The following is a 13,923-nucleotide window of genomic DNA, read 5'->3' on the forward strand; positions in this document are numbered from 1 at the left end:
CGTTCTCCCCCTTTATGACCAATCAAACAGTACGCCATTGTACTGATCTTTGTTGGTTCTTAATCCCTCATAGGCTTCGCTAGCTTGCTCCGGCTTGATGACATGGCTAATCAAAGGTTCGATGTGCAGCTTCTGTTGTTGCATAAGCTCGAAGACAATGCCAGAATTACGCACCAAGGAATGTTTCACAAACGAATTAGGCTCTGTTGGATAACGCCATTCGTGAGCGCCTTTAAATGTAATGCATCCCCGGTTATACAGATGGCAGTAATTAAGCACATCCGTAATATCTGTATTGTATTCTCCACGCGGGCTGCCCAAAAAGATGATTTCTCCCTGTGAGCCGATGTATTGAAGACTATCAACTCCAACTTTGGAAACACCGGTTGCCTCAATATGACTGGAAACACCCTTGCCCTTAGTTAACGTCATAATCTGCTCTTTCATCAATCCTTCGCCACTGTCCAGGGTGTAATCCACACCGCATTGACGCGCAGTCCGCAGCCGTTCTTTGGACAAATCCATACCAATTACCGTAGCCCCCTGCAAACGCGCCAATTGAGCTGCAAGATTGCCTACCAATCCAAGACCTGTCACACTCACTTTGTCTCCAAGTTCGATATCTGACACACGTATCGATGTAAAAGCTACCGTAGCCATCCGGGTAAACGGTACCCATGTCAAGTCTAGCGCATCCGGCACTCGAATGAAAACATCATGAGCCCCGACAACTTGATATTCGCTATGATTCCCGTAATGAAAAACCACATCGCCCGCTTGAAATTCCTGAACACCTTTACCACATTCTACGATACGACTGACGCTTGCATAACCTGGACACAGCGGGAGTTTTGCCCAATCCTCTTTGCCAGATAACATTGCCATCTCCGTTCCCGGACTAATCAGCGAATAAATCAATTTTACGAGTACCTCATGGTCACCTAAAGCCTTAAGTACAAGCTCCTCTTCAACCGTTTCCACATGGTGTGGGCTCATAAACATTATCTTTCTATTTTTCATCCTCATTACCTCCCATGATCCTCAAACTTTCTATTTAAATGTATGCGTTTTTACACATCATGTCTTTGACTGCAAAAATGTTTTTTTGTCTAAAAGTAAGATGGGAGGTAGAGTTTAAGTGAGGAGACGACATGTCATTCCTTTCATTTTTCTTCAAAGATCCTTATACTTGCTTGGAGAAGCATTTCAAGGGAGAATGAAAAGTATGGACATAAAAAAATTACAATACTTTATCGCAGTAGCAGAGGAACTGCATTTTAACCGTGCAGCAGAGAAGCTAAATATGACGCAGCCTCCCTTAAGCCAGCAAATTCAAGCTCTGGAGAATGAGATTGGTGTGAAACTATTAGAACGGAATAAAAGACAAGTTCGTCTCACGTCAGCAGGGGCGGTATTTCTAGAGGAAGCTAAATCCATTCTATCTCAATTGGAACGCTCTATTAAAACAACACAATTAGTCGATCAAGGAATTATCGGACATTTGAACATTGGATTTATAGATTCTGCAGCTGGTGGAGTACTGGTTGATATGTTAAAAATGTTTCGGGAACGTTATCCACAAGTCCAACTCACATTACATGAGATGACGTCTGCTCAGCAGTGGCAGGCTTTACATGAAGGAACGATTCACATTGGATTTGTACGTTATACAGAGTCGGGCAAACATATCGAGCATCGTCCCTTAGTCAATGAATCGCTTATTGCCGTTTTGCCAGAGCAGCATCACCTAGCTCATTTACCGGTGTTATCCATTCGCTCTTTAGCTTTAGAGCCGTTTATATCGTTCCCACGTCATTTAGGAGCTCCTTTTCATGACCTCATTATGAGCTTCTGCGCCCAACACGACATGTATCCGAATGTTGTACAGGAAGCTATTCAGATGTACACCATTGTAAATTTGGTAGCTGCAAATCTTGGAGTTTCCATAGTGCCCTCTTCAGTTGCTATTTTTCAGCGTGAAGGTGTCGCATTTCGTCCCTTTGAAGAAAGCACACCATCGATTCCCCTTTATGCCGCTTGGAGAACCGATTGCGATCGTGCCTCCTTATCCGCGTTACTAGAGATCATAGGACAAATGAGTTCAGAAGCTATTAATGGTGAATAATATAATATTCAGCCCGTTTTTCTAGGATCACGTTCAACGAGTCCTTCTAGCACCCTATCGATTTCCAACATCACTTCCCTATCCAGACGAAATCCCGCAGCTTTGGCATTTTCTATAATCTGCTCAGGTTTGGATGCCCCAATAATTGCAGATGAGACTTGTGGATTTTGCAACACCCATGCTATAGCCAACTGCGGAAGCGTCAACCCAACTTCACTGGCGATGGAAGAGAGATTCGAGACCGCCTCAAGCACCACAGTCCGAAGCCACTGACCCGCCAATTTATTCATAAATGGTGAGCCCGCAGCTGTTGAAGCACGAGAACCCTCTGGCAATGGTTGACCTGGCATATATTTGCCTGAAAGAATCCCTTGAGCAAGCGGCGACCAGACCACCTGTCCAATCCCTTCCCGCTCACAAGCTTGAACTACCTCCGTCTCCATCACGCGCCATAACATCGAATATTGAGGTTGACTAGCCACTAATGGCACCTTTAATTCTCTCGCCAAAGCAGCACCTTCTGCTATCTGATCCGCCGTCCACTCACTTATCCCGACATAGAGAACCTTACCTTGACGTACCAGATCCGAAAAAGCCAAAAAGGTCTCTTCAAGGGATACTGATGCGTCAAAGCGATGCGCATAATAGATATCAATATAATCGGTCTGTAATCTGTTCAGTGAAGCATGGCACGCCTCCATAATATGCTTGCGAGACAGACCTCTTGCGTTACGTCCCGTCCCTGTGGGATGGCACACCTTGGTACACAATTCGATATCAGCTCTGTGCACTCCTTTTAATGCTTGGCCCAGCACCATCTCAGCTTTCGTATCGGAATATACATCTGCAGTATCAAATGTTGTGATCCCTACATCCAATGCAGCGTGAACACAAGCATGGGCAGTATCATTGTCCACTTGAGCACCATGTGTAATCCAATTACCATAAGCAATCTCACTTAGATGTAAGCCACTCGTTCCTAATTTGCGATAGTTCATTTTATACCCTCCTTTAGATAACAATCTGATTGTAACAAAGAGATATTAATACGAGAAATACTCTTTAATATGCGGTTTAATTCAAAAAAGATATTACTGAGATCCTTAAAGATAATAAAAAAAACGCCCTTTAGGCGTTTTTTTCGGTACATATTCTGTTTCGAAACTCTAACTTCGCCTATACTCCGGTGAGTATTAACCACCAAGCTTTGTTACCGCACCACAACTAACAGTACAATAATTCCGAGCCAAAACAGCCAGCTTACTGGGTGACCGAAATTTAATCCCCAGCCGACTCCGAGCCTTTTCTTGACGATTAGGTTTGGATCTTTACGATTGAAATAAATCATACCTAATCGCCATTTATCATCATCATGGACAGGTCTGACATTGGAGCTATCGGCAGATCGCTCCAAGCGGCTTTCGCCCTGACCAGCCCAGAACGTTAAGGCCAAGGCGTATAGGATGACAAGGGCTATTATGATTAGGATAATAGGGATAGCGAAACTCATGTTAAGCAGAGATATCATGTTTAGTTGCACGACGGAAAACAGGATAACCATTAAGAAGCTTGCTGTAAGCATAAAATATGACCAAGTACGGCGGTAAGTTGCGTCTTGTCTGATGGAACGGTTAGGATCATTGGGTTGAACCTGCTGCTTTACTCTGCGAATACTCCAATTCTCAAATATGAACAAAATTGTTATGAACACTTGCATGATCGTAGGCATAAACACAGAACTAAAAGATTTAGCTGCATAGCGGTCTACGTTCCAACTGCTGTTGTAATGGATCGGAATCTGATCAGGAATCAGATCGTAGTTGCGCAGCACAGTTACAATACTAACAACAGTAATTAAAACATGAATGAGGAACCAATTATTAGACAAGCCAATGTTTCTTTTCCGAAATCCAGTGTCCACTGCCATGATCGATGGTTCCAGAGCAATAGGCAGCATAGGTAGTAAACTTTTCATTTTGAAATAATAGCTAATGTTTATGACTAGGGAGATTCCGACCATGGCGAGTGAATAAGTGATAATGATCCAACTTTGTTGCTTGGAATGTTCATCACCGTATATTAGACAGAGGATACAAACAATGAATAGGATGGTATGCACGGTAGCACTAATCCTAGCATATGACTTCCGCATCTGGCGCAGAGGCTCACTATGGAATTGTACAGGGCTGACGGTGACCCCAAAACTAATCGTCTCTCTTGTTAAATAAGGCATGCTTACCATGAGTACAATGGCAGGTACAAATACAAAGATCATTACTATAACAGGCATTATCGTCATATCATTCGCCTCCTCTTATACATAAGTGTGTATTTAAAAACTCTATAACCCTTATAGCATAGGCGATTCAGCGCTATGCCTTTTTGCGTATGATGATCCTATTAACTTAGATAGGTGATCGACTTGAACATAAATTTTATTATAATCGATTTTAGTGACTATAGGGGTGAAATTAACAATTTATCCAGTTTTTTTGCTGCGCAAAGCTACTCATCTGAAAACTGAATTATGGCAAGTACATCTGTTTGAAATTCTGTGTAGGTAAAGGACTCGCCTCGTATCTGCAATGGTGCGGATCACTGCGTCAGAGTATAAATAAGTCCGTCCATGCAGGAATCATTGGTATGAAAATATTTCCGATTTTTCGCAAAAAGTTCTTGAACGGTTTATCATTCTTCTTTTTAAGCTGCGCCTTCATTTGTGCGCTTTGTGCTTGTAATTGCTCAGCCGAAGTCGCTATTTTCCTAATACTCATTTGACTATATTGAGCAATCTAAATTTTGTATCACTTCTATGATTCCACACGTTCCTTTTATTGACGAATTTTTCTTTCAATATTAAACTATAAATAAGAAATTAAATTCCAAAAAATCGTTTTTTTCATTTATTAAATTTATCCCAACATTACGGCGCAGGAGGAAATGAAGATGACGACGACACCAAACATCATCGTAATGAACCATCCAACTAGAGAGCAGCTTGAAAATATTTACGATATTTTAGATGAATGCTTTTCCGTAGGCCGAGCTTATTTCCAAGAAAGATTAGACCTAGACACCACATATGATCCAGATACAACATGGTTTGCGATGGTTGACGATAAGATTGCATCTAATGTACAAATTTTTCCGTTTCATATTAGAGTCGGTCAAGCGATCTTGAAAACGGGTGCAATGGGGAGTGTCGGTACAGATCTAAATTACCGCGGGCTGGGGCTTGCACACAAAATTCTTCATGCGCAGACCAACTATATGAAAGAAACCGATTATGATATAAGCTTACTTTTGGCTAGTAAGCATGCGTTTTATGAAAAAGCTGGCTGGAGACTTATTCCCGAGACTGCTTTCGCAATTGAAAAACCAGCAAGTTTGGAGCAGCAGCAAAACAGTGATGAAATCATTCCTTTTGAAGCCTGTTATCTCGATGATATCCGTTTCATCTATGAACAATTCAATAAGAATCGTACCTACACCGTGATCCGAAGTAAAACGTATTGGAATGATTTATTGACCTGGCCGGAATGGAAGAAAGTTGACTGCTTGCTCCTTCGCAGAAATGGAAAAATCGTCGCTTATGGCATCATTGAAAAGAAAGATACTGAACAAGTATTTATTAATGAATTATTGTATTTGAACGAAGCCGAAAACGGCGTTGAAGCTTTGTTTCATGCCTTATGTCAGCTGCGCCAAAATGCAAAGCAAATATTAGCGATGCTCCCAGAGGACCATAAGCTATATTCCTATTACCAACAGCATCAAGCAAATTCAATTCAAATCAATATGGCGATGTGGAAAATGATCAATCTCAGTTCAACTTTCCATAAGCTTCAGCCTGAATTAGAAGATCGCCTAAACCGTAGCAACATAATTGCAGGCCAGGAGCTGCATATTGCACTTCGCAGCAATGAGGACTGTATCTACTTGGATTATAAGCAAAAGCAGCTTTCTGTCTCCGATGCTAGTAATCATACCAATCCCTATACTTCAATAGAAGTAGATGAACGCGAGCTAATGACTTATATCATGTTCGGCTATAATGAAGCAGGCGCAGCAAAGGACAGTACGGAGCACGCTAACATCCTTCAAGCTCTATTTCCGAAACAACAAGCCGTGTTTTATTTGACCGATAAATTTTAAGCCATTTTTGATTCCTACCATTTTAAAATAAGGGTGTGTCGCAAGTCCAACTGCTCGGACTTATGACACACCCTTATTTTTCCATAGCGATAAAAACTAGTCGTTGTTCATTTTTGATCTTCCTAACAGGACAGCACCGTAGGCTGCATCCTTAATCGGCAAAATCAGCTTTGTTTGCGGGTAGCTCTGTGCGAGCTTTCGCTCCAAGGCTTCTTTCACAAAGCGAGACTTTTGCAGCACACTTCCTGCAATCGCAATCGGACTTTCATATAGCTTAAGCCGTTCAATAACAGGCACAACAAGCTCATATAGATTGGCTGCACATTTCTCCGCTAACGCTATTGCATGTGCATCGCCCTTCTCGCATGCGGTTGTCATAATCGGTGCGAGCTGCGCAATATCTTTTTTCGTCGTATTTTTATCATAAACAAAACCAATAATCTCTTTCACAGTGCTTAAGCTAAGCTGATCATATACCATCGCTGGGATGACCGTATCGGTTATTCTTCCGTCCTCCACTTGAACTAATGCGGATAATAGATCGCGCCCAATGCTATAACCGCTTCCCTCGTCATCAATCAAATGACCAAAGCCTCCTGTGCGATGCTGCTCTCCTTTTTCATTGACCCCGAAGCAAATCGATCCTGTACCGGCAATGAGAATGATGCCTTGCATCGCATTTTGTGCCCCGTATAATGCGGTTTCTTGATCGCCTGTAATCGTTAATGGCCCGATATAACCGTTATTTCTCACATGCTGCTCCAAAAAATTGATGACCAGCGGATTACTTATTCCTGCCGCACCTATACATATATGAGCAACTTCTTGTAAATAACCGCAGTAGAGCTTCGTTTGACTAAAAATTTCCTCAAAGGAGGCGGCAATAGCATCAGCATCACCACCGTTATAATTAATAGGCCCTACAGTAAAGGTGAATAAAGAGTCTTCCTGGTCATGCGTAATGGTGACAGCTGTTTTCGTGCCACCCCCATCAATTCCAACGATAAATGCCATACCTATGTCCCCTTGTTGTACTTTTATCTACATCTGTATCGTAATCTTGGCGGTGGGTACAACCTCACCATTTAGGATTGGAAGGAGTGATTTGAATGCATCAAGTGTATACTCAAATGCCGCAATTCCGCAGAACTCGCCTTCGATTAACGGTAAATCATACGGGCGACCTAATGTAATGGCCGTTACTTTGCAGCCTGCTGCCAGCAGCTTCTGAACAAGCGCAAGCTGACCTTTGTTTTCACGCGCATTGAACAAGCCGATAACAATATGCTTGTAGCCTTGTACCTTTGGCAGCGCAGCGTTGATTTGCTCCTCGCTCGGGTCAATGTCGATAATCTCATAAGCTGTATTGAAATGCTCCCCCATATATTGCGGAAAGCTAAGAGCTTGATTCAAGCTGCTGGACGCAAGATCGGTGCGGTATGAATAGGAACCCATAAATAACACTTGCTCGTCACCGGTATGAATGGGCTGGAGCTCACCTTTCATGAGGCAGATCGTTTCCGTACGCATTAGCTCATTTGCTCGGCGATGTACATCGCAGCCAACTAGTTCATAATCCAGCTCCTCAATCGTCGCATATTGTGCTTTATAAGCTAAAATTTTTGTAACAGCTGCATCAATCAGCGCTTCATCCAAATCACCGGTGGCTACAGCTTCTTCGATCAAATGAATCGCTTCCTTCACTGTCTCAGGAGTATGACTAATGAATATCAAATCAATACCTGCTTTAACAGCTCCTAACGCTCCTTTTGCCGTACCATAGTATCGTTTGATCGCGTCCATTTCTAAACAATCCGATACAACTAACCCTTTATATCCTAATTTTCCTTTTAATATCTCTGTAATAATGGTATGAGACATAGTTCCGGGCACACCGGATTTTTCAATTTTCGGAAATAAAATATGTGCACTCATAATCGCTTGAGCGCCTTGCTCAATTGCGGCCTTAAACGGCAACAGCTCAAGCTGCTCTAATTCCTCAAGTGTTTTTTCAATGGTAGGCAAGCCAATATGTGAATCGACATTTGTATCACCATGACCTGGAAAATGCTTAAGTGAGGACATGACGCCTCCATCGAGCAATCCCTTCATCATTTGAATTCCATACTGGGATACTGTTGCAACAGAATCACCATATGAACGAACATTTATGACTGGATTCAATGCATTATTGTTAACGTCCATAACTGGAGCTAGATTAAAATTAATACCTAATGCTTTCAATTCTCTGGCAGTCATTCTGCCTGCTGCATACGCATTTTCAGGTCGTCCTGAAGAAGCAATTGCCATGGCTCCAGCAACATTGGTCGCGTCTTTAGGCATACGAGTGACTCGACCGCCTTCTTGGTCGATCGTAATAAAACCCGGGATACCAGTATGTGTCGTGTACCATTGCTGCAGCTCAGTAACAAGCTCGCCTAATTGATATTTATTGTCGATATTATGTGAGAATAAAATAATATTGCCGACTTTATAATGCTCAATAACTTCCTTCAGCTCAGGAGTGATCTCGGTTGAAGGGAAGCCTGTTACGAACATTTGTCCAATCTTTTCGCGCAAGCTCATATGTTCTATTGTTCTCATCAATTATTCACCTTCCTCTAGCGATATAAATGATACTGCTGTGTTATTTCTGCAAATTGCTTGCTTTCCGCTGCAAACTGTTCAAGCAGCTGCTTGGCTTGCATATTGTCCGTACGATACATGTTGTCTCCCCCCAGCAAATCGATAAATGGACGAGAGCCCTCCTTCACAGGAGGCAGGAATGAAAATTGCTCGTACAAATCTCTTATCGCAAATAATAAGGTTACCCCAACTTCTAAAGGCCTCAGCACTTGGAGATCTGTAATGTGAATTTGTACCCCGCCGCATAGCTCGCCACAATGTTTAGATGACGTTGGCTTGAAATGAACTGGACGAAAAAACACACCCGGGATACCTTTTGCATTCATCTCATCTGCCAATTGCTGCGCTTGAATGAACGGAGCACCAATCATTTCAAAAGGGAACGTTGTTCCACGTCCTTCGGAGCAGTTTGTGCCTTCAAATAAACATGTTCCTGTATATAATAACGCCGTTTCATATCGTGGTATTCCAAGTGAAGGATGAACCCAAGTTAATCCTGTATCCGGGAAGGACATGCTCCGTTCCCAGCCTTCCAAACGAACGACATGCAGCGATGCATTCCAATTCATTTGATCATTTGCCATCGTTGCTACCTCACCTGCTGTTAAGCCGTATCGTACGGCTAGCTCGTAATTTCCAACAAATGATTTGAAGCCGGGCTTCAAGACATTCCCTTCTACCGTTACCCCGTTAAGCGGATTAACACGATCAAGAACAACAAATTCTACACCTGCATTTGCACAATCTTCAAGTGCATACAGCATCGTATAAATAAATGTGTAATAGCGAACACCAACATCTTGAATATCGTATACAATGATGTCTACTTCATTCAGCATTTCTTTTGTTAAACGCTTGGAGTCTTTACGGTACAAGCTATAGACTGGAACATTCGTAAAAGGATCCATGTAAGTGTCTACTACTGCCCCTGCATCCAAATCTCCGCGAACGCCATGCTCAGGTGAAAACATCGCAGCAAGATTAAAATTTTCATGTAAAATAGTAATCGTTGATGCAAAATCCTTCGTAAGACCTGTCGGCGCTGTAATCAATCCTACGCGCTTACCTTCGAACAAATAACGATAATTCGTTATAGAATCAATCCCATTTAACACCATATGAAGCTGCCTCCTAGCTGCTTTTTCGCATAAATGGATAGAACAAGGGAATGTTTCCTGCAATACATAGAAACACTCCCTCTTAGCTAGTTGAATAGTTACCAAAGACTAGACTGCCTAACCTTCACCGTTTCAGCTGGCACCATAAATGCTTCTGCATATGTCTTTCTTGCTTCACAGCCGCGAACAACTGCTAGTGCTTTATAGTAATCCATGTATTTGAAAGATTTGCTATTCGTCACAAACCAATGCTTGCTTAAAGCATCTATCCATAGATCAAATGCCGCTTGATCGAAATCCACATATACGTAAGGGACATAATCAACCGCATCCTCCCAGTTTTCGGAGTAATATAATCTTGCTGCAAAGTGCGCGGGGAGCGCTCGTTCAAAGGATGATAGACTTGCGAAGAAACGGGCATCATTTACGATATGATGCGTTAGCGCATGGTCCTTATGCATACTGTTTTTCCAGTGTGTAATAATAATGTTAGGCTTCACGCGACGAATTACATCACAAACCTCCATACGAATTTCTTGATTGTCAGGCAACTCTCCGTCACAATAATCATCGAATACAATGGCTTCACCACCTAGCATATCCGCAAAAACCTGTGCCTCTTTCACTTTTTGCTGACGATATTCCTTCATATCCTGTCCTGCCGGGACCCCTCGTTCACCCGCAGTTAACGCTAATGTCACAATGCGATCTCCCTTTAAACTATGACTAGCGAGCACACCACCAGAAGCTAGCTCCACATCACCAACATGCGCTCCAATTGCTAATACTGTGAATTTTTCGCTCATCTTTAAAGTTCCCTCCGCAATATAGAAAATTGTTTTTCAATAGTAAAGCCCGCTTTTTGATAGATTCGAAGAGCCGGATTATTATTTCCAGTGAATAGAGAGATATATTGACAGCCCACATTTTGAAAAGCTTCAACCATTCGGAAAAACAATACACTGCCAAGGCCATGCCCCTCATGCTCTGGGTGCACTCCGATACCGCAAAAAAATGCTCTTCCATCAGGCTGCGAAATAATTGGACCTGCAAAGCCCACAACCTCGTTTCCGTACACAGCTACTACAAGTGGTGCGCCAACCTTCACATAAGTAACAACATCCTTCTTCCACTGCGGATTTTGCAGGGCAGCAAGCGTTGCTTCAAGCCCTGTATGTAAATCAGGGACATAGGACGTAATGTAATAGTCCTTGCTATTTGCATTGGTTTCCTTATCTATAATATCTTCGGGAACTATAAAGCTTCCGAGTTTTAAATACATGCCGCATTGCGTCGCTCGATCTTCGTAGCCTCTAGCCATTAAAGCTTCATATAATGGCTGATCCTTACTGATGCCCGGGGCATTATTATGCTCATGCTGAGGTGCACTTGGTATACTCCACTTCAGCTTAACAGGGTTGAAAAACAATACATCCGCTTGTCTTTTCCCAAGTTCTTGGAATCTTTTTTCTAAACGCAATAGAAAAGCATCGTAAAGCTCCAGAGAAGCCACATGGTTATCTATAATAACACTCGTAATATAACCCGCCACATCTCCAAGAGGGAGATCGTCACCGCAGCAGCCAGCTGCAAAACCAACAATCCCTTTTTCGTCACAGCCTACCCATATACAGTCAGCGTCAAAATAAGGATGGTCGATGAATGTATCTTGAAACTCTCGCTCTGTAAATGGCTTATAATCATATTTTGTAGCCTCACGATTCCAAAGCTCTACAACTGCAGAGTGATCTTCAATTGAAAAGGGTCTGATTTGCAACATTTAAGCCTCCTGTGAACGTCCAATATAGGGCCAGGAAATTTTGCCCATTACTACTGGCTGTGAAGCTCCAGTTACTAGCGGGATATTGTTGGGTAAGCGCTCCATCGTGTAATACGCTAGCAGAGCAAAAGCAATCGCTTCCTTAGCATCACTATTACCACCGATATCCTCCTGCGTCAGCACCTGCACGTTATGCGGTGCAAATAAGTGCTGTAAATCACGCAAAAGCGTCTTGTTATAGCTTCCACCGCCGCCAATTAGCAATTGCTCAGCCTGATGCTGCGGTGCAATATACCGTTCATAGCTATCGACGATGCTCCAGGCAGTTAAAAACGTAGCTGTTGCAACAACATCTTCTGCTTTCCAGTGATTAACCTTCATCATTTCAATAATTTGTGCCACGTATTGTTGGCCAAACCGTTCTCTGCCCGTCGATTTTGGTAACGGCATCGTATAATATTTATCCTGCTGCATCCATTTCAATAGCTCATCAATCACTTGACCGCCCGCACCAATTTCGCCATTAACATCCATTGTCATTGGTATAAATAATTGCGATACAAGGCCATCGATAATCATATTTCCAGGACCCGTATCAAAAGCAAATACCTCATCCGGTGAGGCATTTACAGGCAAAACAGTCACATTGCCTATTCCGCCAATATTTTGCATCAGAAGTGTTTTCTTTGGATTGTTAAACAATAAGTATTCGGTAAATGGTACTAACGGAGCTCCTTGTCCACCCATTGCCATGTCAGCAACTCGAAAGTCTGATACGCAAGGAATTCCTGTGCGATTGGCGATAACTGCACCATCCCCAATCTGAACGGTACAATGCAGATTATAGCCGCCCATAACATTCTCTTCCGGAGCATGATAGATTGTTTGACCATGCGATCCTACTGCGAATATTTGCGAAGGCGAAAGGCCGCATTTCCCTATAACGGATAATGTGGCTTGGGCGTATAATTCGCCAAGCCACATATTCATTGCGCCAACCTTATCAATCGTAGCGCTAGCGGGATCAAAAAGCTCAAATATGGAGTTTCTAACTTGCACCTCAAAAGGAGTGTTTTCAAAAGCCAGTAATTCAATCTCTACTCCATGCTCTTTTTCGGCTGATGGGAAAAGCTTAACTACTGCTGCATCAATACCATCTACTGATGTACCTGACATCAAGCCAACAAAGTATGTTGCATCCACTTTTGATTGTTTGTCCATTAACCTTTCACCGCTCCAACTGTTACCCCTTCAAGGAAGTATTTTTGTAAACTGAAGAATAAAATAAACATTGGAACTGCTGAAATGGTTGCCCCCGCCATCATCGGTGCAAAGTAAGTTGTATTCGCAAAGCGAAAGTTTTTCAAGCCGACCTGAATGGTTTGCATATCCATCGTATTCGTTACTAGGAACGGCCAGAAAAAGTCATTCCATGCCGCCATGAACGTTAGGATTGCTAGTACTGCCATAATTGTTTTAGATAGAGGCATAATGATATACCAGAAGATTTTAGGCTGGGAACAACCTTCGATTTTAGCAGATTCAATAATTTCACCTGGAATGGAGGACATGAACTGCTTAACCAAGAAGATATTGTATACCGTTACTATGCTCGGCATAATCAACGCAGTGTACGTATTTTGTAATTCAAAAATATTTACGATCAAAATATATAGTGGAACCTGAGTAACTTGAACAGGAATCATCATAGATCCCAGCAAAATAGCGAACAAAATGTTTTTCCCTTTAAATTTCATTTTTGCAAAAGCATATCCAGCAAGAGTAGCAAAAAATACGTTAGATACCGTGATACACGCTGCCACTATAAAAGAGTTCAATAACCAGTCCCATGTATGTGGGCTAAAGTTAAAAAAGAATTTATAAGATTCAAATGAAATCTTCTTTGGTAGGATAGAATAGCTCATTGCACCAGCTTCTACCGGATCACCGAACGAGGAAATGACCATAAAGTATATCGGGAATATGGTAGCTGCGGCGAATAGGATAAGGAACGTAATGTTTGCACCATTACGTATAAACAGATACCCTTTGCTTCTTAAGCTATTGTTGTACAAACCCATAGTATTCTGCTCCTTTTC

12 protein-coding genes are annotated in these 13,923 nt (G+C 42.3%); 2 read left to right on the forward strand and 10 right to left on the reverse strand.

Features of this window, described 5'->3' with window-relative positions; translation table 11 throughout:
- Nucleotides 1–12: 12 nt before the first annotated feature.
- Nucleotides 13–1,020 carry a zinc-dependent alcohol dehydrogenase gene (locus NSQ91_RS19970; RefSeq protein ID WP_076304570.1) on the reverse strand — a complete coding sequence of 336 codons (1,008 nt, stop codon included), beginning with the start codon at nt 1,018–1,020 and terminating at the stop codon, nt 13–15.
- 205 nt (nt 1,021–1,225) lie between these two features.
- Here NSQ91_RS19970 and NSQ91_RS19975 point away from each other — a divergent pair, with 205 nt between their 5' ends.
- Nucleotides 1,226–2,125: a LysR family transcriptional regulator gene (locus NSQ91_RS19975; RefSeq protein WP_076127169.1), complete on the forward strand. Its 900-nt coding sequence runs from the start codon at nt 1,226–1,228 to the stop codon at nt 2,123–2,125.
- Between the two features lie 8 nt (nt 2,126–2,133).
- Here NSQ91_RS19975 and NSQ91_RS19980 read toward each other — a convergent pair whose 3' ends face one another.
- Both NSQ91_RS19980 and NSQ91_RS19985 read right to left on the reverse strand, forming a co-directional pair.
- A complete protein-coding gene (locus tag NSQ91_RS19980) occupies nt 2,134–3,123 on the reverse strand; it encodes an aldo/keto reductase family protein (RefSeq protein WP_076304569.1) in 990 nt (329 codons plus the stop codon).
- 212 nt (nt 3,124–3,335) lie between these two features.
- The gene (locus NSQ91_RS19985) at nt 3,336–4,424 is read right to left on the reverse strand and encodes a DUF1648 domain-containing protein (RefSeq protein WP_076304568.1); all 1,089 of its coding nucleotides are present in this window, start codon (nt 4,422–4,424) and stop codon (nt 3,336–3,338) included.
- Nucleotides 4,425–5,071: 647 nt separating this feature from the next.
- Between NSQ91_RS19985 and NSQ91_RS19990 the strand changes: the two genes are divergently transcribed.
- Complete coding sequence (locus NSQ91_RS19990; RefSeq protein ID WP_076304567.1) at nt 5,072–6,280, forward strand: GNAT family N-acetyltransferase; 1,209 nt, start codon at nt 5,072–5,074, stop codon at nt 6,278–6,280.
- 96 nt (nt 6,281–6,376) lie between these two features.
- On the opposite strand, the gene NSQ91_RS19995 is transcribed toward NSQ91_RS19990, so the two are convergent.
- The 7 genes from NSQ91_RS19995 to NSQ91_RS20025 all read right to left on the reverse strand — a co-directional run bounded on the left by NSQ91_RS19995 (nt 6,377) and on the right by NSQ91_RS20025 (nt 13,905).
- The gene (locus NSQ91_RS19995) at nt 6,377–7,294 is read right to left on the reverse strand and encodes an N-acetylglucosamine kinase (RefSeq protein ID WP_076304566.1); all 918 of its coding nucleotides are present in this window, start codon (nt 7,292–7,294) and stop codon (nt 6,377–6,379) included.
- Nucleotides 7,295–7,321: 27 nt separating this feature from the next.
- On the reverse strand, nt 7,322–8,884 hold the full coding sequence (locus tag NSQ91_RS20000) for a glycoside hydrolase family 3 protein (RefSeq protein WP_076304565.1): 1,563 nt from the start codon (nt 8,882–8,884) through the stop codon (nt 7,322–7,324).
- 17 nt (nt 8,885–8,901) lie between these two features.
- Nucleotides 8,902–10,044: an exo-beta-N-acetylmuramidase NamZ family protein gene (locus tag NSQ91_RS20005; protein WP_076304564.1), complete on the reverse strand. Its 1,143-nt coding sequence runs from the start codon at nt 10,042–10,044 to the stop codon at nt 8,902–8,904.
- A 98-nt stretch (nt 10,045–10,142) separates the two neighbouring features.
- Complete coding sequence (locus NSQ91_RS20010) at nt 10,143–10,850, reverse strand: PIG-L deacetylase family protein (protein ID WP_076106428.1); 708 nt, start codon at nt 10,848–10,850, stop codon at nt 10,143–10,145.
- Between the two features lie 2 nt (nt 10,851–10,852).
- On the reverse strand, nt 10,853–11,824 hold the full coding sequence (locus NSQ91_RS20015) for a GNAT family N-acetyltransferase (RefSeq protein WP_076278680.1): 972 nt from the start codon (nt 11,822–11,824) through the stop codon (nt 10,853–10,855).
- Nucleotides 11,825–13,045: an anhydro-N-acetylmuramic acid kinase gene (locus NSQ91_RS20020; RefSeq protein WP_076278681.1), complete on the reverse strand. Its 1,221-nt coding sequence runs from the start codon at nt 13,043–13,045 to the stop codon at nt 11,825–11,827.
- The gene (locus NSQ91_RS20025; protein WP_076127188.1) at nt 13,045–13,905 is read right to left on the reverse strand and encodes a carbohydrate ABC transporter permease; all 861 of its coding nucleotides are present in this window, start codon (nt 13,903–13,905) and stop codon (nt 13,045–13,047) included. The genes NSQ91_RS20020 and NSQ91_RS20025 overlap by 1 nt, the downstream gene beginning before the upstream one ends.
- Nucleotides 13,906–13,923 lie beyond the last annotated feature (18 nt).

The sequence above is a fragment of the Paenibacillus sp. FSL R7-0048 genome (genome assembly GCF_038004505.1).
Lineage (GTDB): Bacteria > Bacillota > Bacilli > Paenibacillales > Paenibacillaceae > Paenibacillus_AQ > Paenibacillus_AQ odorifer.